General features: G+C 72.9%; 18 protein-coding genes. 4 read left to right on the top strand and 14 right to left on the bottom strand.

Annotated elements, in window-relative coordinates; genetic code table 11:
- Both EBN88_RS08825 and EBN88_RS08830 read right to left on the bottom strand, forming a co-directional pair.
- Positions 1 to 307: DUF6167 family protein (locus EBN88_RS08825; protein WP_233580547.1), on the bottom strand; the 307-nt coding region annotated here is incomplete at its 3' end.
- A complete protein-coding gene (locus EBN88_RS08830; RefSeq protein ID WP_122183249.1) occupies positions 304 to 720 on the bottom strand; it encodes a DUF948 domain-containing protein in 417 nt (138 codons plus the stop codon). The genes EBN88_RS08830 and EBN88_RS08825, both read right to left, overlap by 4 nt.
- Before the next feature lie 254 nt (positions 721 to 974).
- On the opposite strand from EBN88_RS08830, the gene EBN88_RS08835 reads away from it, so the two are divergent.
- Positions 975 to 3,197: an ATP-binding protein gene (locus tag EBN88_RS08835; RefSeq protein WP_122183250.1), complete on the top strand. Its 2,223-nt coding sequence runs from the start codon at positions 975 to 977 to the stop codon at positions 3,195 to 3,197.
- Between the two features lie 10 nt (positions 3,198 to 3,207).
- On the opposite strand, the gene rpsD is transcribed toward EBN88_RS08835, so the two are convergent.
- The gene (gene rpsD, locus EBN88_RS08840) at positions 3,208 to 3,819 is read right to left on the bottom strand and encodes a 30S ribosomal protein S4 (protein ID WP_122183251.1); all 612 of its coding nucleotides are present in this window, start codon (positions 3,817 to 3,819) and stop codon (positions 3,208 to 3,210) included.
- 56 nt (positions 3,820 to 3,875) lie between these two features.
- On the opposite strand from rpsD, the gene EBN88_RS08845 reads away from it, so the two are divergent.
- A complete protein-coding gene (locus EBN88_RS08845; protein ID WP_233580548.1) occupies positions 3,876 to 4,736 on the top strand; it encodes a DUF2470 domain-containing protein in 861 nt (286 codons plus the stop codon).
- 49 nt (positions 4,737 to 4,785) lie between these two features.
- Here the strand turns inward: EBN88_RS08845 and EBN88_RS08850 are convergent, their stop codons facing one another.
- From EBN88_RS08850 to EBN88_RS08860, 3 genes are all read right to left on the bottom strand, one after another.
- A complete protein-coding gene (locus EBN88_RS08850; protein ID WP_122183253.1) occupies positions 4,786 to 6,150 on the bottom strand; it encodes a replication-associated recombination protein A in 1,365 nt (454 codons plus the stop codon).
- Positions 6,151 to 6,340: 190 nt separating this feature from the next.
- Positions 6,341 to 6,985, bottom strand: coding sequence for a vitamin K epoxide reductase family protein (locus EBN88_RS08855; RefSeq protein ID WP_122183280.1), 645 nt, complete (start codon positions 6,983 to 6,985; stop codon positions 6,341 to 6,343).
- A gap of 271 nt (positions 6,986 to 7,256) precedes the next feature.
- Positions 7,257 to 7,970 carry an MBL fold metallo-hydrolase gene (locus EBN88_RS08860; protein WP_122183254.1) on the bottom strand — a complete coding sequence of 238 codons (714 nt, stop codon included), beginning with the start codon at positions 7,968 to 7,970 and terminating at the stop codon, positions 7,257 to 7,259.
- A gap of 144 nt (positions 7,971 to 8,114) precedes the next feature.
- Between EBN88_RS08860 and EBN88_RS08865 the strand changes: the two genes are divergently transcribed.
- Together EBN88_RS08865 and EBN88_RS08870 are read left to right on the top strand one after the other, a co-directional pair.
- The gene (locus tag EBN88_RS08865; RefSeq protein ID WP_122183255.1) at positions 8,115 to 8,951 is read left to right on the top strand and encodes a peptidylprolyl isomerase; all 837 of its coding nucleotides are present in this window, start codon (positions 8,115 to 8,117) and stop codon (positions 8,949 to 8,951) included.
- Between the two features lie 190 nt (positions 8,952 to 9,141).
- The gene (locus EBN88_RS08870) at positions 9,142 to 10,371 is read left to right on the top strand and encodes a DUF349 domain-containing protein (protein ID WP_122183256.1); all 1,230 of its coding nucleotides are present in this window, start codon (positions 9,142 to 9,144) and stop codon (positions 10,369 to 10,371) included.
- A gap of 140 nt (positions 10,372 to 10,511) precedes the next feature.
- On the opposite strand, the gene EBN88_RS08875 is transcribed toward EBN88_RS08870, so the two are convergent.
- From EBN88_RS08875 to ruvC, 8 genes are all read right to left on the bottom strand, one after another.
- Positions 10,512 to 12,959, bottom strand: coding sequence for a RelA/SpoT family protein (locus tag EBN88_RS08875; RefSeq protein WP_122183257.1), 2,448 nt, complete (start codon positions 12,957 to 12,959; stop codon positions 10,512 to 10,514).
- 219 nt (positions 12,960 to 13,178) lie between these two features.
- Positions 13,179 to 13,721: an adenine phosphoribosyltransferase gene (locus EBN88_RS08880; protein WP_407703388.1), complete on the bottom strand. Its 543-nt coding sequence runs from the start codon at positions 13,719 to 13,721 to the stop codon at positions 13,179 to 13,181.
- 2 nt (positions 13,722 to 13,723) lie between these two features.
- On the bottom strand, positions 13,724 to 14,908 hold the full coding sequence (gene secF / locus EBN88_RS08885) for a protein translocase subunit SecF (protein ID WP_122183259.1): 1,185 nt from the start codon (positions 14,906 to 14,908) through the stop codon (positions 13,724 to 13,726).
- 1 nt (position 14,909) lies between these two features.
- Positions 14,910 to 16,847, bottom strand: a complete 1,938-nt coding sequence (gene secD, locus EBN88_RS08890) for a protein translocase subunit SecD (protein ID WP_233580549.1) — start codon at positions 16,845 to 16,847, stop codon at positions 14,910 to 14,912.
- 92 nt (positions 16,848 to 16,939) lie between these two features.
- Positions 16,940 to 17,407 carry a preprotein translocase subunit YajC gene (gene yajC / locus EBN88_RS08895; RefSeq protein ID WP_122183260.1) on the bottom strand — a complete coding sequence of 156 codons (468 nt, stop codon included), beginning with the start codon at positions 17,405 to 17,407 and terminating at the stop codon, positions 16,940 to 16,942.
- 175 nt (positions 17,408 to 17,582) lie between these two features.
- Positions 17,583 to 18,644 carry a Holliday junction branch migration DNA helicase RuvB gene (gene ruvB, locus EBN88_RS08900; RefSeq protein WP_122183261.1) on the bottom strand — a complete coding sequence of 354 codons (1,062 nt, stop codon included), beginning with the start codon at positions 18,642 to 18,644 and terminating at the stop codon, positions 17,583 to 17,585.
- Between the two features lie 448 nt (positions 18,645 to 19,092).
- On the bottom strand, positions 19,093 to 19,725 hold the full coding sequence (gene ruvA / locus EBN88_RS08905) for a Holliday junction branch migration protein RuvA (RefSeq protein ID WP_122183262.1): 633 nt from the start codon (positions 19,723 to 19,725) through the stop codon (positions 19,093 to 19,095).
- Entirely contained in the window at positions 19,722 to 20,303 is a 582-nt protein-coding gene (gene ruvC, locus EBN88_RS08910; protein ID WP_122183263.1) for a crossover junction endodeoxyribonuclease RuvC, read from the bottom strand. The genes ruvA and ruvC overlap by 4 nt, the downstream gene beginning before the upstream one ends.
- Positions 20,304 to 20,397 lie beyond the last annotated feature (94 nt).

Consider the following 20,397-nt stretch of genomic DNA (forward strand, 5'->3'; position numbering starts at 1 on the left):
GGGGGCGGCCGAGGGCGGCGCGCGGCGGCGCCGGCAGCACGGTCGGGGGCGCCGCCGGGGGCGCGTGCGGTCCTGTCGGGGGCGCGGACAGGCCGAGCGCATCGTTGAGTTGGTCCTCGCGCTCGGCCATGCCCGAACGCACCTCGCCGGCGAAGGCGCGCAGCCGGTGGCCGGTGGTGACGGCCCGGTCGGCGGCGCGCAGCGCGAGGCTGTCGGGGGCGAGGGCGCGCAGCTTCCGCTGGACCTTGGTGGTGGCCCAGACGCCGGCGACGGCGCCGGTGGTGAACCACAGCGCGCGGCGGATCATCGGTCGTTCCTTCCCCTGCGACGGCGGCGGGGCGCGGGCACAACGCGGGGCGACGGCGGTTCGGCCGCTCCCCGGCGGCCGAGCGCGCGGCGCACGCCGTAGCCGAACGCGGCGACCTTCACCAGCGGCCCGCCGAAGGTGGTGGCCACGGTGGTGGACAACGCCGAGGCGTTGGCGGCGACATCGGCCACGTCGGCGGTGATGTCGTCCACCCGCTCCAGCTGGGACTGGGCGCTGCGCACCGTGGCTGACGCCTCGCCGAGCAGGGGCACGACGCGCTCGGTCAGCGAGCCGACCAGCTCGGTGGCCGCCTGGAGCGTGCGCGCCAGCCGGTACAGCGCCACGGCGAGAAAGGAGACCAGGATCGCCCAGAAGACGGCCACCAGCAGGCCGGCCACTTCGCCACCGGACACGAACGCACCGCTTCCTTTGGAGGTTCCCTGGGATGTTTCCCTCGGACGGGTATTTTCGCCGCCTCGCGGTCGACGGCCGCCCGGCCGGAACCGGCCGCGACGACTCTCCCCGCGCCGCCGTCCGCCCCGCTGGACGGCAGGTCCCGACCCTATCGCGCTCCCCGCGCGGGCTCGTACCGCATAAGCCCGCGTCTGCCAAGGGGGACCGGCGACAATTGTACGTTCTGCTTACCTACGCGTACCCTGCGTGTCTTATGCGAGGCTTTCAGGGGTCCGAGCCTCCGGCTCGGGAGACGGCGCGGGGGACCGGACCGGGCGGGTGTCGCCCCGGCAACCTGCCCACGGAGCTGACGAGGTTCATCGGGCGCAGCGCCGAAGTCAGCGCGCTGACTTCGGCGTTGACGGAGGAGCGGCTGGTCACCGTCACCGGGGTCGGGGGCGTGGGGAAGTCACGGTGTGCGCTTCAGGCGGCGCGCCTCTTGCAGGAACGCTTCTGCGATGGGGTGTGGCTGGTGGAGCTGGCGGGCCTGCGGGACCCGGAGTTGCTGGAGCACGCCGTGGTGGAGGCGCTGGGCGTCACCGACCAGTCGGGCCGGCCGCCGCTGACGGTGCTGCTCGAACAGCTCGCCGGGCGGCGGATGTTGCTGGTGCTGGACGGGGTCGAGCACCTGGTGGAGCCCACCGCGACGCTGGCACACGAGCTGCTGCGGCGGGTGCCGGGGCTGCGCGTGCTGGCGACCGGGCGGCGGCCGCTGGGCATCGTCGGCGAGCGGCTCTATCCGCTGGCGCCGATGACCGCGCCCGGCCCGGCCAGCCACGAGCCGACGCGGGTTCCGCTGGGCGAGGCCGCCTGGCTCTTCGCCGACCGGGCCGCCGCCGTGCTGCCCGGGTTCACCATCACCCCGGAGAACCGACGGGTGGTCGCGGAGCTGTGCCATCGGCTCGACGGCATCCCGTTGGCCCTCGAACTGGCCGCCGGCCGGCTGCGCACCCTCTCGCTGGAGCAGACGCTGCAACGGCTCGACGACCGCTTCCGGTTGCTGGTCGGCGGCGGGGCCGGCGCACCGCCGCAGCACCAGACGCTGCGCACCGCGATGGGGTGGAGCCACGAGCTGTGCACCCCGCAGCAACGGCTGCTGTGGGCCCGGCTGTCGGTCTTCGCCGGCCACTTCGACCTGGAGGCGGCCGAGTATGTCTGCTCGGGCCCCGACCTGCCGGCCGACGAGGTGCTGGACGTGCTGACGGAGCTGGTCGCGCAGTCGGTGGTGAGCCGGGAGGAGGCGCCGTCGGGCGTGCGCTACCGGATACTCGACACCGTGCGCGCCTACGGCGCCGACTGGCTGGCCGCCACCGGCGACACCGACCGGCTGCGGCGGCGCCACCGGGACTGGTGCACCGGCCTGGTCACCTGGTGCGAGCTGGAGTGGTTCAGCCCGCGTCAGTCGGAGGTGGCGCGGCGCGTCCACGACGAACTGCCCAATCTGCGGGCCGCGTTCGAGTTCGCCCTGGAGGAGGACGAGGACGCCAGGTTCGGCCTCTATCTGGCGGCGACGCTCTGGTTCTGCTGGGTGGCGTGCGGGCGGCTGGCCGAGGGCCGGCACTGGCTGGACCGGGCGTTGGCGCTGGAGACCGACCACGAGGACACCCGGCTGCGGGCGCTGTGGGCGGTGGGCTATGTGGCGGTGCTCCAGGGCGACACGGTGGCGGCGCTGACCGCGCTGCACGAGTGCCGGGAGGCGGCCGAACGCACCGGCAACGCCCGCGCCGTGGCCTACTCGCTGCACCACAGCGGCGCGCTGGCCTTGATCAACGACGAGGCGGCCGAGGCCGAGTCGCTGCTGCGGGCGGCGATGGACCGGTACGAGGAGATCGGCGAACTCAACAGCAACGTGCTGATGGGGCGCGTGGAGTTGGCGATGGCGCTGGTGTTCCAGGGGAACATCGCGGGTGCGGCCGCGCTCTGCGAGGAGGTGCGGGAGGTGTGCGAGGAGCACGGCGAGCAGTGGGCCCGCTCCTACGCCCTGCACGTGCTCGGGTTCGCGGCGTGGAGCCGGGGGGACACGGCGGCGGCGCGGAAGATCCTGGAGGAGTCGCTTCCGGTCAACTACGCGTTCCGCGATCTGGTGGGCACGGTCTTCGCTTTGGAGCTGCTGGCGGGGATCACCGCGAGCGAGGGCGACGCGGCCGAGGCGGCCGTGCTCCAGGGTGCGGCGGCCCGGCTGTGGCGCTCGGTGGGGATGCCGCTGTTCGGCTCGGAGTACTTCAACGACCCGCACGCGCGCAGCGCGCAGCAGGTCGTGGAGCGGCTGGGCAAGGCGCGCTTCCGCGAGTGCCTGCGGGAGGGCGAACGGCTGGACACCGACGCCGCCGTGGCCAGGGCGCTGCGGGTGCGGGGTCGGGGGTCGACCGCCCCGCACCCGGCGTTGGCCGGCCCGCCGCCGCTGCCTCCGGCGCGGCGGCGGGCCGCCCCGGAGTGAGCGGGGCGCGTCAGCGGGCGTAGTACTCGACGACGAGCTGCTCGTCGCAGATGACCGGGACCTCGCTGCGGTTGGGGTTGCGGTCCAGGCGGAACGCCAGGGCCGGCAGGTTGACCTCCAGGTAGCGGGGGGTCTCGCCGTCGCCGGCGTAGCCGCCCTCGCGGGCCACCTGGAACGGGTACTTGTCGCGGCTGCGCTCGCGGACGCTGACCACGTCGTCGGGGCTCACCCGGAAGGAGGGCTTGTCGACCTTGCGGCCGTTGACGGCGATGTGGCCGTGCACGACCATCTGGCGGGCCTGGTAGATCGTGCGGGCGAGGCCGGAACGGAGGACCAGCGCGTCAAGGCGGCGCTCCAGCTCGACGATCAGCGCCTCGCCGGCCTTGCCGGTCACCTTGCGGGCGCGGTCGTAGGCCCGCACCATCTGGCGCTCGCTGATGTCGTACTGGGCGCGCAGCCGCTGCTTCTCCAGCAGCCGGACCTTATAGTCGCTGGTCTGCTTGCGGCCACGGCCGTGCTCACCCGGCGGGTAGGGGCGCTTCTCGAAGTACTTGACCGCCTTCGGGGTGAGCGCGATGCCGAGTGCGCGCGACTTCTTGACCTTGGGACGCGACTGGTTCACGTTGAACGGACCTCCGTAGTAAGTTAGGCGAGCCTTACCTTAGCTGAGGAGCGCGCATGATTCGACCTGGGAGCCCCCTGCCCGACACCGGGAACCGGAGCCGGGAGGCGGGCCAGCCGCGTCCCACGGAGGAAGCCCAACAGCCGACGGCCGCCGAGCGGGTGCGCACCCTGGTGGAGTCGAACGCGTCGGCCACGCTCACCATTCCTGGTGGCGAGCGGGACACGTTCGACAACCCCGTCCCCAGTGTGCCGGAGGCTCGGGCGGTCACCCCACGCGGGGATGTCCTTCTGCTGGTGCCGACGGACTCGCTGGCTGGGCGTACGGCGGTTCACGCCCAGCACGACGAGGTGACCGCCGTGATGGAAATCACAGATGTCGCGCCCGTTTCGGTGCCCCAGAGGATCAGGGGAAGGGCCTGGGTAGCCGGCTGGCTGACCTCGGTGCCGGCCGAGGAGAGCGGCGCCTGCCGCCGGCTGCTGGCCAAGGCCCACCCGGCCGGGCCGGTGCCGGGGCCCGGCTGGACGCTGCTGCGCCTGGAGGTGGGCGAGGCGTACACCGACGACCTGTGGGGCGAGGCGCATGTCGAGCCCGACGAGTTCACCGAGGCCAGCGCCGACCCGATGGCGCGCCACGAGGCCGAGCTGCTCCAGCACCTGGCCGCCAGCCACCAGGACCAACTCGGCTCGCTCTGCCGGCTGTTGGACCGGGCGCCCGGCGGCTGCCAGCGACCGGTGACCATCGCCCCGCTGAGCCTGGACCGCTTCGGGCTGCGGCTGCGCTGCCGCACCGAGAACTCCTGCTTCGACGCGCGCTTCGACTTCCCCGAGCCCGTGGGCGACATCGGGCAGCTGCGCCGGGCCATGCGCTGGCTCTTCGAGTCGGCGGCCGAGGAGCCGCCGGTGGCCGACCGCTGACCGGCGGGCCCGGCCCGGCGGGCCCGGCCGCCGGGACCCCGGGGCCCGATCAGTCCCGGCGGGGCGGCCGGTCGGCCAGCCGCTCGCGGACCCGCTCCAACACCTCCGCGTAACGGGCCTCCGCGCCGTGCCGGGTCGGCTGGTAGTAGCGCTTGCCGTCCACCGCGTCCGGCGCGTACTGCTGGGCGGCGATGCCGCCGGGCAGGTCGTGCGGGTACTGGTACTCGGCGCCGTGGCCCAGCTTCTTCGCGCCCTTGTAGTGGCTGTCCCGCAGATGCGGGGGCACCGGACCGGCCAACCCGGCCCGCACATCCGCCTGCGCGGCGCCGATGGCGACCACGGCCGCGTTCGACTTGGGCGCCAGCGCCAGCGCGATGGTGGCCTGGCTCAACGTGATCGCCGCCTCCGGGAAGCCGATCAACGCCACCGCCTGCGCGGCCGCCACCGCCGTGGTCAGCGCCGTGGGGTCGGCCATCCCGATGTCCTCGCTGGCGGAGATCATCAGCCGGCGGGCGATGAACCTCGGGTCCTCCCCCGCCTCGACCATCCGCGCCAGATAGTGCAGCGCGGCGTCCACGTCCGAGCCCCTGATCGACTTGATCAACGCGCTGGCCACGTCGTAGTGCTGGTCCCCGTCCCGGTCGTAGGCGACGGCCGCCCGGTCGACGGCCGCCTCCAGGGTGGGCAGCGTGATCTCCGCCAGCCCCTCGGCCAACGCCGCGCCGGCGCCCGCCTCCAGCGCGGTCAGCGCCCGCCGCGCGTCCCCGCCGGCGATCCGCAGCAGGTGCGCCTCCGTCTCCTCCGGAAGCGCCACGGCGCCGCCGAGCCCACGCTCGTCGGCGACCGCGCGACGCAGCAGACCGCGCAGGTCGTCCTCGGTCAGCGGCTCCAGGGTGAGCAGCAACGAGCGGGACATCAGAGGGGAGATCACGGAGAAGTACGGGTTCTCCGTGGTGGCGGCGATCAGGGTGACCCAGCGGTTCTCCACGGCGGGCAGCAGCGAGTCCTGCTGGGCCTTGCTGAACCGGTGGATCTCGTCCAGGAAGAGCACCGTCTCCTTGCCGAAGCCGCCCGAGGAACGCCGGGCGCCGTCGATGACGGCCCGAACCTCCTTGACCCCGGCGGTGATCGCGGACAGCTCGACGAAGCGCCGGTCCGTGGCCTGGCTGACCACATGGGCCAGGGTCGTCTTCCCCGTGCCCGGCGGGCCCCACAGGATCACCGACGACGGGCCGGCCGGGCCGCCCCCGCCCTCACCGACCAGGCGCCGCAACGGCGAGCCCGGCTTCAGCAGATGGCGCTGCCCCAGCACCTCGTCCAGGCTGCGCGGCCGCATCCGCACGGCCAACGGGCGGGCCGCCGGGTCCTTCTCCGCCCGGTCCTCGGCGGCGGCGGTGAACAGATCATGCTCCACGCCTCCCGACCCTAAGCCACCCCACTGACAGTGGGCCCCAAAGCCCGGGTTGGGGCTCGGGGGGCCGGGCAGGGCACCGCCCCCTCACCGGAACGTCGAGCCCGCCCGCGTGCGCACGACGAACCACCGTTCCGCCAGAACCGCCAGGGGCGGGCGCGCTCCCCGAAAGCCGGCCCGGCCAGGGCTCGGCTCAGCTGGTCCAGAAGTCCCACCAGCGCGTGAGGATCAGCATCCCGATCACCGCGATGTGCACGGCGGGGAACAACCAGTGGAACTCCTCCAGCGCGTTCCGCACGCCGCGCGGGGCCGGGAGGAAGCCGTTGCGCACGTTGTGCAGCGTCGTGTACCAGAACATGACGATGGTGGCGACCCAGGCCAGCGAGCACCACAGGCACAGCGCGTTGATCTCGTAGAGCGACTGGTACTGGAGCCAGGTGCAGAACGCGACGCCGAAGAGGGTGCCGGCCTGGAGGCCGAGCCAGAACCAGCGCCGGTACCTGGCGCCGGCCAGCAGGCCCATCCCGATGGCGATCACCATGCCGTAGGTGACCATCCCCAGCATGGGGTTGGGAAAGCCGAACGCCTCCGCCTGGTCGCTCTCCATGATCGAGCCGCAGGAGATCACCGGGTTGAGGCTGCACGCCGGCGTGAAGTCCGGGTCCTCCAGCAGGTGGAACTTGTCCAGCGTGATGACCCAGGCCGCCAACAGGCCGGCGAAGCCGGTGATCACCAGCGTCAGGGCGAACGCGCGCCCCGCGCCGACCGCACCGTCGCGCTCGCTCCGCACCGGATCGTCGTCCGCGCGCACCTCGTCCACCGCCGCGTCTGCTGCCATCTCGCCCATCCGCTCCGTCGTCCGCGCCACCGGGAGACCCCACCGAGGCCGCCGGGCCGCCCCGGTCAGGGGTCCACCATTCTGTACCAGTGAACCGGCCCCGGTGTAAGGCCGCCGTCAAAGTCGCGGGCGGCTCGGGCGCGTTCCCGACCGATACGCCCCGTTAAGCACCAAAAGACGCTCCGTGACGACCATCCGCTCGAGGGACCCTCCCCCACCGCCCCGACGTTGACCCGCCGCCGAGGGGCCCGGCGTTCACAGCCCCCGGCGTTCACAGCCCCCGGCGGGGCGTCGCCTCCTCGTCCGGGCCGCGCCCGGACGCGAGTTCGCGCAGGAACGGGTTGTCGACGCGTTCCCTGCCGATGGTGGTCTGGGGCCCGTGCCCGGAGAGCACCACCGTGGCGTCGTCCAGCGGCAGACAGACCCTGGCCAGCGAGCGCAGGATCTCCCGCGCGTCGCCGCCGGGCAGGTCGGTGCGGCCGATGGAGCCGGCGAAGAGCAGGTCGCCGGAGAACAACACCGGGGGAACGTCGGCCCGTTCGGGCGTCGAGAAGGTCACCGAGCCCCGGGTGTGCCCCGGCGCGTGCGCCACGGTGAACTCCAGGCCGGCGAGCGACAGCGTGCCGCCGTCGGTCAACTCCCGCAGGTCGTCGGGCTCGCCGACGGTCAACTCGCCCAGCAGCGGCTGTCCGATGGTGGCGCCGAGCGCCGTCTCGGGGTCGGCGAGCATGTAGCGGTCCTCGGGATGAATCCAGGCCGGCACGTCGTGGGCGCCGCAGACAGGGATGACCGAGGCGACATGATCGATGTGCCCATGGGTCAGAATGACGGCGGTGGGCTTGAGCCGGTGGCGGGCGATGGTCTCCTCGACCCCGGGGGCCGCACGGTGCCCCGGGTCGATGATCACGCACTCCTCGCCGGCGGCGGGGGCGACCAGATAGCAGTTGGTCCCCCAGGCGCCGGAGGGGAAGCCTGCGATGAGCAACGTCGGCCCTCTCGTCGATCGTCGGGCGGGCGGTTCGAAGCCTACCGGTGACGGTGCGCGGCGGCGGAACCCGTATACGGTGACGCCACGTCCGCACGTTTGACGTGTCCGGTGGAAGTGTCCGTTGGAGCAAAGGAGAGCGCGGTGTCCAGCAAGGAGCGACGGCGCAGGGAACTCGCGCGGGCCAAGTACGAACGCCAGGCCAGGCGGCGGGCGGAGCGGGCCCGACGGGGGCGCAGGGTCCGGGTGCTGCTCGCGGTCGTGGCGGTGCTGGTGGTGGCCGGCGGCGGCACGGCCTGGGCGATGTGGCTGAACGACGACGACTCCCCGTCGGACGCGGCGGCCTCGCCGAGCGAATCCCCCACGGACGAGACGCCCACCGATGAGCCGGTCGAGGACCCCTGCGACACCCCCGAGGAGGGCGAGCCGACGGGCGACCAGTGGGACGAGGAGCCGGAGTTGACGGTGGACACCGGCACCCCGCAGGTGATGACGCTGGCCACCACCTGCGGCGACATCGAGCTGACGCTGGACCCCGAGGCGGCCCCGCGCACGGTCAACTCCTTTGCGTTTCTGGCCGGGGAGGACTACTTCGACCACACTCCCTGCCACCGGTTGACCACCGAGGGCATCTTCGTGTTGCAGTGCGGCGACCCGACCGGCACCGGTCAGGGCGGGCCCGGCTATGAGCTGCCCGACGAGAACCTGGACGACCCGGCGGTCGCCGACGGCGTCTACCCGACGGGCACGGTGGCCATGGCCAACAGCGGCCCCGACACCGGCGGCAGCCAGTTCTTCCTCGTCTACGAGGACAGCCAACTGCCCGCGAGCTACACGCCGTTCGGGCAGGTCACGGGCGGCCTCGACGTGTTGGAGACCATCGCGGGGGCCGGCTCGGCGCCGCCGGACCCGACCAGCGGGAACACCGCGCCCAACGCCACGGTGGTGATCAACGAGGCCACGGTGGAGCCGGCGGCCTGACCTCCGGGGCAGGCCAGCGGCAATTTCCGCCGGGCAAGGTGCGGACAGCCGGGCGGGCTGTCGCCTATGTTTGGGCCTGTGCTGGGCCTGGCGCTTCGGTGCGGGCCCGGCAGCCCGGGTCTGGGCCGGTGGAGAACTGTGGACGATGCCGGGGGTGTTGACCCCGTCGCGCATCAAACGAGGAGGCGCTGTGAGCGGCGAGCCGTGGGGCCGTGTTGATGAGTCGGGGACCGTCTATGTGCGGACGCCCGACGGAGAGAGGGTCGTCGGCTCCTGGCAGGCGGGCTCCCCCGACGAGGCGCTCGCCTACTTCGAGCGCAAGTACGAGGGCCTGGTGGTCGAGATCGGGCTGCTGGAACGGCGCGTGCGGACCACCGACCTGTCGACGAAGGACGCCACGGCCGCCATCGACCATCTGCGGGCGCAGGTGGACGAGGGCCACGCGGTGGGCGATCTGGCCGCGTTGTCCGCGCGGTTGGACGCGCTGGTGGCCACGGTTGAGGCGCGTCGCGAGGAGCGGAAGGCTGCCAGGGCGCGGCAGACGGAGGAGGCGCGGGCGGCCAAGGAGGCGCTGGTCGCCGAGGCCGAGGAGTTGGCGGGCAGCGACCAGTGGCGGTCGGCCGGCGAGCGGCTGCGCGCGCTGGTCGACACCTGGAAGGGCCTGCCCCGGCTGGACCGCAAGACCGACGACGAGCTGTGGCACCGCTTCTCCCACGCCCGTTCCGCGTTCTCCAAGCGGCGCAAGTCGCACTTCGCCGCGCTGGACGCCCAGCGTGAGGAGACCAGGCGGCGCAAGGAGAAGCTGATCGCCGAGGCGGAGGCGCTCTCGAACTCCACGGACTGGGGCCCCACGGCGACCCGTTACCGGGAGCTGATGCGCGACTGGAAGGCGGCGGGGCGGGCGCACCGGGACGCCGAGGAGGACCTGTGGGCCAGGTTCCGCGCCGCGCAGGACGTCTTCTTCCAGGCCAGGAGCGCGGTCTTCGCCGAGCGTGACTCCGAGCAGCGGGAGAACCTGGCCCGCAAGGAGGAGTTGGCCGCCGAGGCGGAGAAGCTGCTGCCGATCACCGACCTCAGGTCGGCCCGCGCCGCGCTGCGTTCCATCGGGGAGCGGTGGGAGGCGATCGGGCATGTGCCCAGGGACGCCAGGGCCGGGATCGAGGGGCGGATGGCGGCCGTTGAGCGGGCGGTGCGGGAGGCCGAGGAGGCCGAGTGGCGGCGCACCAACCCGGAGGCCAGGGCCAGGGCGGCCGGGCTGACCGGCCAGTTGCAGGACGCCGTTGACCGGCTGCGGGAGCAGGCGGAGAAGGCGCGGGCGGCTGGTAACACGGCGAAGGCGGAGAAGCTGGAGCAGGAACTGGCGGGGCGCCAGGCCCTGTTGGACCAGGCGCTGAAGGGACTCCAGGAGTTCGGGGGTTGACCCGCTAGGACCGTCACTGTTCCCCGCGCCCCAGGCGCCCACCGGCCCCAAGGGGCGCGGGGAACCGCGCGAGCGACCGGCCACCGGCCTGCGGACGACCACCCGCCCGGGCCACCCAGCACCGCCGTCGTCCGCGTCCGCTAGGGCCGCCTCGGCGACGTGACCCGATAGACGTCGTAGACGCCCTCGACCCGCCGGACCGCGCGGAGCACATGGCCGAGGTGCTTGGGGTCGCCCATCTCGAACGTGAACCGGGAAGTCGCCACCCGGTCCCTCGACGTCTGCACCGCCGCCGACAGGATGTTGACGTGCTGGTCGGAGAGGACGCGGGTGACGTCCGACAGCAGCCGCGAGCGGTCCAACGCCTCGACCTGGATGGCGACCAGGAAGACCGAGGACTGGGTGGGCGCCCACTCGACCTCCAGTATGCGCTCCGGCTCCCGGGACAGTGAGTCGACGTTGACGCAGTCCGCGCGGTGCACCGAGACCCCGTTGCCCCGGGTGACGAAGCCGATGATGGGGTCGCCCGGCACGGGCGTGCAGCAGCGGGCCAGCTTGACCCACACGTCGTCCACGCCCTTGACGACCACGCCCGGGTCGGACGCCGAGCGGCGCTTGGCGCCGGACGGAACGGGCGGCGCGGTCTCGGCGAGGTCCTCGCTGGCGGCCTCCTCGCCGCCGATCGCCTGGACCAGCTTCTGCACCACGCTCTGCGCCGAGACATGGCCCTCGCCGATCGCCGCGTAGAGCGAGGAGATGTCCGGGTAGCGCATCTCGTGGGCGAGGGTGACCAGCGAGTCGCCGGTGAGCACGCTCTGGATGGGCAGGTTCTGCTTGCGCATCGCGCGGGCGATGAGGTCCTTGCCCTGCTCGATGGCCTCGTCCCTGCGTTCCTTGGAGAACCAGCCACGGATCTTGTTGCGCGCCCGGGGCGACTTGACGAAGCCCAGCCAGTCGCGGGAGGGGCCGGCGCCGTCGGCCTTGGAGGTGAAGATCTCCACGGTGTCGCCGTTGTCCAGGGTGGACTCCAGCGGCACCAGGCGGCCGTTGACCTTGGCCCCTATGGTGCGGTGCCCGACCTCGGTGTGGACGGCGTAGGCGAAGTCGACGGGGGTGGCGCCGGCGGGCAGCGCGATCACGTCGCCGGTCGGGGTGAAGACGAAGACCTCGTTGCGCGAGAGGTCGAAACGCAACGACTCCAGGAACTCCCCCGGGTCCTCCGTCTCCTTCTGCCAGTCGAGCAACTGCCGCAGCCAGGCCATGTCGTTGACCGTGCCGCTCTTGTCGCCGGACCGCCTGGGGCTGTCGGTGCGGACCTTGGAGGAGCCGGCGACCGCCTGCTGCTTGTACTTCCAGTGCGCGGCGATGCCGAACTCCGCGCGGCGGTGCATGTCGAAGGTGCGGATCTGCAACTCGACCGGCTTGCCGCCCGGCCCTATCACCGTGGTGTGCAGGGACTGGTACATGTTGAACTTGGGCATCGCGATGTAGTCCTTGAACCGTCCCGGCACCGGGTTCCACCGGGCGTGGACGGTGCCCAGCGCCGCGTAGCAGTCGCGCACGGTGTCCACCAGGACGCGAATGCCCACCAGGTCGTAGATCTCGGCGAAGTCCCGGCCGCGCACGATCATCTTCTGGTAGACGCTGTAGTAGTGCTTGGGCCGCCCGGTGACGGTCGCCTTGATCCGGGCGCCGCGCAGGTCGGACTGCACCTCGTCGATCACGGTGGCCAGGTACTCGTCGCGCTTGGGAGCGCGCTCGGCGACCAGCCGCACGATCTCGTCGTACATCTTGGGGTAGAGGATGGCGAACGCCAGGTCCTCCAGCTCCCACTTGATGGTGTTCATCCCGAGCCGGTGGGCCAGCGGCGCGTAGATCTCCAGCGTCTCGCGGGCCTTCTGCTCCTGCTTCTCGCGCTTGAGGAAGCGCATGGTCCGCATGTTGTGGAGCCGGTCGGCCAGCTTGATGACCAGGACCCTGGGGTCCTTGGCCATGGCGACCACCATCTTGCGGACCGTCTCCGCCTGGGCGGCCTCGCCGAACTTGACCTTGTCCAGCTTGGTGACGCCGTCCACCAGCAGCGCCACCTGGTCTCCGAAGTCGCGGCGGAGGGTCTCCAGGCCGTACTCGGTGTCCTCGACGGTGTCGTGCAGCAGCCCGGCCATCAGCGTCGCCGCGTCCATGCCCAGCTCGGCGAGGATGGTGGTGACGGCCAACGGGTGGGTGATGTACGGGTCGCCGCTCTTGCGCTTCTGGCCCCGGTGCCAGCGCTCGGCGACCTGGAAGGCCCGCTCGATGGTGCGCAGCGCGGCGGTGTCGGCCTTGGGGTCGTTGGCGCGCACCACCCGCAGGAGCGGTTCGAGGACCGGGTTGTAGGGGGTGGAGCGCTGGACGCCGAGCCGCGCCAGCCGGGCGCGGACGCGGTTGGACGAGCCCGAGCGGCCGGAGACGCCGGAGACCGCCGGGGTGGTGCCCGGGGCGGCGGAGGACTGGGCGCGGTTCTCCGCGCCGCCGTCCCGCCAGAGGGCGGTGGCCGGCTTGCTGTTCTTCCGCTGCGTCGAGGTGAGCGGCTGGGCGTCGTCGGGCAAGGGCACTCCTTGTGCGGCCCCTCGTCGGCGCCTGGGCGGGCGTCGGCGGGGAGAAGGGTCCTCCGGGCGTTTTCGGACACGCCGGCCCGGAGAAGAGTCCGGCCGAGGAACGATCGGACTGCCATGGTAACGAGCCCGGGCAAACCGTTCCCGTTCAACCGGCACACAAGCGGGGGCGCCCGCCGTGGTGGCGGGCGCCCCGTGCGTGTGCGTGTGCCGTCAGACGGTGACAAGCGCCTGGTAGGGGACCTCCCCGAGGGCGAGGCGGACGCGCTCACCGCCGGGCAGGAAACCCAGCTCCATCAGCACGGCCAACCCCACCAGCGTCGCCTTCGTCCGCCGGATCAGGCCGATGGCGGCCTCGGCGGTGCCGCCGGTGGCCAGCACGTCGTCGACGATCAGCACCCGGTCGTCGGCGGCGAGGTCCTCGGCGTGGATCTCGATCTCGGCGCTGCCGTACTCCAGGTCGTAGGACTGGGAGAGGGTGGCGCCCGGCAGCTTGCCGACCTTGCGGACCGGGACGAAACCGACGCCCGCCGCCAGCGCCACCGGGGCGCCCAGGATGAAGCCCCTGGCTTCGAGCCCGACGACCTTGGTGGCGCCCAGCTCCCTGGCCGTCGCGGCGAGCGCCTCGGTCAGCGCGCCAAACGCCTCGGGGTCGGCCAGCAGCGGGGTGATGTCCTTGAAGACGATCCCCGGCTTGGGATGGTCGGGAACGTCCCGCACCCGGCTCAGCAGCAGGTCGGACAGGCCCTCGGTCACGCTCACCGCCGCTTCCCCGAGGGGCGGCCCCGGCCACGGCCACGGGAGACCGGCTGGCGGCGCGGCCCCCTGCGCTGGCCACCGGCGCCGACGCCGGCCGCCTCGTCCCGACCGTCGTCCTCCGGATCGTCGCCCTCGTCCGCCGCCTCGGCCGGCGCGGACTCCGCCGCGCGGGAGGCGGGGGCGTCCTCGGCCGGCTCCGGCTCCTCGCCGGACTCCGCCCGCTTGGCGCGCTTGTTGAGCACCCGGCGGTCGTTGGCGGCGATCTCCCGGTCACGCGACTTGAAGTCGGCGACCAGCGGGGTGGCGATCATGATCGAGGAGTAGGCACCGGCGGTCAGACCGACGAACAGCGACAGCGCGATGTCGTTGAGCATCCCGCCGCCCAGCACGCCGCCGCCGATGAAGAGCAGGCCGGCGACCGGAAGCAGCGCCACCACCGAGGTGTTGATGGATCGCACCAGGGTGCCGTTGAGGCTGCGGTTGGCCAGCTCGGAGTAGGTGAACTGGGACTGTCGGGTGACGTTGCGGGTGGTCTCCTTGAGGCCGTCGAAGACCACCACCGTGTCGTAGAGCGAGTACCCGAGGATGGTCAGCAGGCCGATCACCGTGCCCGGGGTGACCTCGAAGCCCACCAGGGCGTAGACGCCCACGGTGATGGTGAGGTCGTGGATCAGGGCGATCAGCGCGGCCAGCGCCATGCGCCACTCGAAGGCGATCGCCAGGTAGATCACGACCAGCACCATGAAGATGGCGAGGCCCTGCCAGGCGCGGTCGGCGATCTGCTTGCCCCAACTGGGGCCGATCACCTCGGCGTTGAGGTCCTCGGTGGGGATGCCGAGCCGCTCGGCCAGCACCTCCCTGGTCTCGTTGGACTGGTCGGTGTCCAGGCCGGCGATCTGGATGCGCATGGTGTCGTCGCCCAGCGTCACGATCAGCGGCTCGCTGTTGGACACCTCGTGGACGGCGTCCCTGGCCTCGTCCTCCGAGATCTGGGTCGGCGGGGTGGTGAACACCGCGCCGCCCTCGAACTCCACGCCCATGTGCAGGCCGCGCACCAGCAGCGCCGCGAAGGCGAGGATGGTGATCAGGATCGAGACGACGTACCAGATCCTGCGCTGGCCGACGATGTTGAGGCTGACGTCGCCCCGGTAGAGCCGGGCGCCGAGGTCGCCGAGCCGTGACATCTCACGCCTCCTTCGGGTCGGACGGAACGACGGGGGCGGGACGGCGGCCCGTGCGCCGCAGCGGCGGCCTGGCGCCCAGCCTCTTGGGGTCGAGGCCGGACCACGGGTGGCCGCCGGAGAAGAACTTCCGCCGGGCCATCAGCGTCATCAGCGGCTTGGTGAACAGGAAGACGACCACCACGTCCAGGGCCGTGGTGAGGCCCAGCGTGAAGGCGAAGCCTTGCACCTTGCCCACCGTCACCACGAAGAGCACGGCGGCGGCCAGGAACGACACGAAGTCGGAGACCAGGATCGTGCGCCGGGCGCGCGGCCAGGCGCGCTCCACGGCGGGACGCAACGAGCGCCCCTCGCGGATCTCGTCTCTGACGCGTTCGAAGTAGACGATGAACGAGTCGGCCGTGATGCCGATGGCGACGATGGCGCCGCAGACGGCCGGCAGGTTGAGCGCGAAGCCGATGGCCGGGCCGAGCAGCGACATGATCGAGTAGGTCATCGCGGCCGAGACCAGCAGGCTCACCACGGCGATCGCGGACAGGCCCCGGTAGTAGACCAGCATGTAGAGCACGACCAGCGCCAGGCCGATGCCGCCGGCGATGAGGCCGGCGCGCAGCTGGTCGCCACCCAGCGTCGGGGAGACGGTCGAGACGGAGGACTCCTCGAAACTCAGCGGCAGGGCGCCGTACTTGAGGATGTTGGCCAGCTCCTCGGCGGACTCCTGGTTGAAGCTGCCGGAGATCTCGGCGCGGCCACCGCCCAGGCGCTCGGAGACGCTGGGGGCGGAGACGACCTCGCCGTCGAGCACGATGGCGAACTGGTTCTGCGGCTGGACCTGGGTGGACAGCTGCTCGGTGACATCGGCGAACTTGCCCGCGCCCGCGTCGCTGAACCGCATCTGCACGATCCAGCCCTGGCCGCGCTGGGTGTCGTAGATGGCGTTGGCGTCGCTGACGTCGGTGCCGGGGACGGCGACCGGGCCGAGCGCGTACTTGGCGATGCCGTCGGTGTCGCAGGAGACGACCGTCTCGTCGTCCTTGGCCTCGGCGGCGGCGCGGCTGGCCGCGAGCCTGGCCTCCTCGGTGGTGCAGTCCAGCTCGTCCAACCGGGCCTGGAGCGCGGCGGCGTCGGCGGCCGGGTCCCCCGTGTTGCCGCCCTCCTCGGCGGGCTCCTCCCCGCCCTCCTCGGCCGGCTCGTCCGTGGGCTCCTCGGTCGAGTCCTCCGCCGGCTGGTCGGTGGGCTCGTCCGTGGGCTCCTCGTCGGTGCGGTAGGAGGCGGGCGACAGGCCGCCCTCGTCCCGAGCGCCGGGCGCCGGGGCGCCCTGGTTCTCGGTGGCCTCGCCGTCCTCGGCCGCGCCGTCGTCGGTCGGCTCGTCCGTGGGCTGCTCCTCGGCGCCCTCGGTGGACTCGTCCGTCGGCTCGTCGGTGGGCTCCTCGGTCGGCTGCTCCTCGCCGCCGTCCTCGGGCTGCTCCTCGCCACCCTCCTCGGCCGGCGGCTGCTCCTGCGCCGGGGCCGCCGAGGCGGCGGAGAGCACCGGGCGGAAGCCCAACTCGGCGGTGGTGCCGACCTGCTCGCGCGCCGCCTGCTCGTCCGTGCCCTTGGGGATGTTGACGATGATGTTCTCGTCGCCCTGCGTCTGGACCTCGGCCTCCTGCACGCCCAGGCCGTTGACGCGGCGCTCGATGATCGAGACCGCCGTGTTCAGGTTCGTCGGGTTGACGGCGTCCGCGTCGTCCGCGTCCGGGCGCGCCGTCAGCGTGATGCTGGTGCCGCCGGCGAGGTCGATGCCGAGTCGGGGTGTGGTGTATCCCGACGCGAACATCCCCACGGTGAGCGCGATCACGATCAGCAGGATCAACGCCAGCGCCCGACCCGGCCTGCCCTGGCCCCGGGACTTCAAATCCCGCTTTCGTGAGGACCTCAGGTCCTTCTTCGGTGTCGCCACCTTGTCGTCTTCTCTCTGTCCAAAGACCCGCGCGCCCGCTGCTCGCGGCGAGGCTCAGCGGGATGACTGACGGACGGCCGATGCCGTCGCCTTCACGCCTTGGAGCCGCCCTCGTCCTCGTCGCCCTGGTCGCGCCGGCGCCTGGCGGCCGCGTCCTCGGGCTCGTCGACCTCGTCCTGGTCGTCGGACTTCTCCAGCTCGACCCGGCCCTCGTCCTCCTCGGCGGTCAGCGAGGAGGCGTCGTCGGGCACCACCAGGGAGTCCTCGTCCTCGGGCAGGTCACCGCTGACGATCCGGTCGTACTCCTCCGGGTCCAGCACGGCGCCGATCGCGTTCTTCGCGTAGATGGCGTGCACCCCGGGGGCCACCTCCAGGAGCACGGTGTCCTCGCGGACCTCCTTGACCTCGGCGTACATGCCGCCGATGGTCCGGACACCTGACCCTGGCTCCATGGACTCGCGCATCTCCAGCGCCTGTCGCTGGCGGTTCTTCGCGGAACGCGTCATCAGGAACATGACGCCGATGAGCAGGATGAACGGGAAGAGAAACGCGATATCCACGGCGGAGGAGTTTCCTTTGTTTGGCCGCTGGGCGCGGCCGGCATGTCGGGGGTCAGGTGTGCCGTCCTGGGGGCGGATGGCATCGGCGGAGTCTAAGCGAGGCTTCGCCGGGGGAACAACGTCCTGGATGCTATCGAAGTTCCACGGGGTGTGATTCGTCGGCCGCGAGGCGGCATCACGTCCCGAACAGTCCCGGTTGTCCGGCCGCCGGCTCGGGCGGGGTGCGGCCCAGGTGGCGCCAGGCGGCGGGGGTGGCGACGCGGCCCCTGGGGGTGCGGGCCAGCAGCCCCTCCCGCACCAGGAACGGCTCGGCCACCTCCTCCACGGTCTCCCGCTCCTCCCCCACCGCGACGGCGAGCGTGGACAGGCCGACCGGGCCGCCGCCGAACAGCTCCAACAGGGCGCGCAGCACCGCGCGGTCCAGCCGGTCGAGGCCCCTGGCGTCCACCTCGTAGACCTCCAGGGCACGGGCCGCGATCTCCCGGGTGACCCGGCCGTCGGCGCGGACCTGCGCGTAGTCCCGTACCCGGCGCAGCAGGCGGTTGGCGATGCGCGGCGTGCCCCGGGAGCGCGAGGCGATCTCGGCGGCGCCCTCGGCCGTGATCTCCACGTCCAGCAGCCCGGCGGAACGGTGCACCACCAGCTCCAGCTCGGCCGGCTCGTAGAACTCCATGTGCCCGGTGAACCCGAACCGGTCGCGCAGCGGCGGCGGCAGCAACCCGGCCCTGGTGGTGGCGCCGACCAGGGTGAACGGGGGCAGCTCCAGCGGGATGGCGGTGGCGCCCGGGCCCTTGCCGACGACGACGTCGACCCGGAAGTCCTCCATCGCCATGTAGAGCATCTCCTCGGCCGGCCGCGACATCCGGTGGATCTCGTCCAGGAAGAGCACCTCGCCCTCCGTCAACGAGGAGAGGATCGCGGCCAGATCGCCGGCGTGCTGGATCGCGGGGCCCGAGGTGATGCGGATGGGCGCCGCCATCTCGGCCGCGATGATCATCGAGAGGGTGGTCTTGCCGAGCCCCGGCGAGCCGGAGAGCAGCACGTGGTCGGCGGTGCCGCCCCTGGCCCGCGCGGCCCTGAGCACGAGGTCGAGCTGCTCGCGGACCCGGGTCTGGCCGATGAACTCCCCCAGGTCCCTGGGCCGCAGGGCGGCCTCGACGGCCAGGTCGTCGCCGTCGGCCACCGCGCCGACCAGGCGATCGGCACCACCGGCCACGCTGTCGTCGTCCGGACTCACGGGGTTCTCCTCCTGGGGTTGGTCGGCTGCGGCCGTCGGTCCCCCGACGTCGTCGGTCGGGGTGCTCGTCCGGCCAACGGGGTTGGCCTCCGGCTCGGTCAGTGTGGCCGGCGGGTCGGTCGCTTCGGGGGTCCGGTGGAACGGTCGGCTCGAACCTCTCGGTCGGGTCGGTCGCCTCCGCCGGCGCGTGGGGTGTCCGTGCCGGTCAACGGAGTTGGCCTCCGGCCCGGGCGGTGTCGCCGCCGGTTCGGGTGGCCCGCCGATCCCCGGTACGCTCGATCGGCGAGCCTGCGGGGCTCGTCGCCCGCCGACAACCGGCCGGGCGACCGCTCCGGTCAACGCGTTCGTTCCTCACTCCCCTTCCTCGTCCCCTTCGTTCGGTCGGTGTGGCCGGCGCCGGCCACCGGGCTGCGGGCCCCGTCCGTTCCGGCGGGACGCCGGAACGGACTCAGCGGGCGCGGTTCAGCGACTGGAGCGCCGCGCGCAGCAGCCCCGGGACGGCCGGCTGGCCGCCCTCGGCCAACGTCGCCTCGGCCTGCGGCCGCACGGCCTCGACGGCCCGTTCGGCCTCGCGCGGCTGGTACCCCAACCCGACGAGCGCGTCGTGCAGTTGCTCGCTCCAGCCGGGCGGCGCGGCGGCCGTCGGGCGGCCCCGCTGGGGGGGCGTGACGGCGCCGACGGGGGCGCCCAGCCGGTCCTTCAGCTCCAACAGCAGCTTCTGTGCGCCCTTCTTCCCGATGCCCGGCACCGCCGTCAGCGCCTTCTCGTCGCCGGTGGCCACGGCCAGCCGCAGCGCGTCCGGCGCGTGCACGGCGAGCATCGCCTGGGCGAGCCGGGGCCCCACGCCGCTCGCGGTCTGGAGGAGTTCGAAGACCTGGCGCTCGTCGTCGTCGGCGAAGCCGTAGAGGGTGAGCGAGTCCTCCCGGACGACCAGCGAGGTGGCGAGCCTGGCCGGCTCGCCGACCCGCAGCGTGGCGAGGGTGCCCGGGGTGCACTGGACGGCCATGCCGACGCCGCCGACCTCGACCACCGCGTGGTCGGGGGCGACGGCGGCGACCGGCCCTGAGACGAACGAGATCATGCGGTGGCGCTGCCCTTCGGCGGGGGAACGGCGGGGGAACGGCGGCCTCGGGGCCGGGAGTTGGCGGCCCCGGCCGCCGAGTTGGCGGCGGCGAGGCGCTGTGTGGCCGGGGAGCGCCAGATGTGGCAGATGGCCAGGGCCAGCGCGTCGGCGGCGTCCGCCGGGCGGGGCGGGGCCGACAGCCGCAGCAGCCGGGTGACCATGGCGCCGACCTGCGCCTTGTCCGCCTGCCCGCTGCCGGTGACGGCGGCCTTGACCTCGCTGGGCGTGTGCAGCGCCACGGGCAGCCCGCGCCGCGCGGCGCAGAGCATCGCGACGGCGCTGGCCTGGGCGGTGCCCATCACCGTGCGCACGTTGTGCTGGCTGAACACCCGCTCCACGGCGACCGACTCGGGCCGGTGGGCGTCGAGCCACTCCTCCATGCCGCGCTCGACCAGCACCAGCCGCTCGGGCACGTCCAGCTCGGGCGGGGTGCGGATGACCCCGACCCCGAGCATTCTGGGCGGACGGCCCACCGTGCCCTCGACGACGCCGACCCCGCAGCGGGTCAGCCCCGGGTCAACTCCCAGCACCCGCACCGGATCTCCTCAACGCTCGCCCCTCGGCCGGCCCTTCGACCAGCCGCCTGGCAGGCTAACGGCGCCCACTGACAACGGGCGGCCCCGCGCCCGG

Origin of the sequence: Streptomyces triticirhizae, from assembly GCF_003696235.1 — a bacterium.
Lineage (GTDB): Bacteria > Actinomycetota > Actinomycetes > Streptomycetales > Streptomycetaceae > Streptomyces > Streptomyces triticirhizae.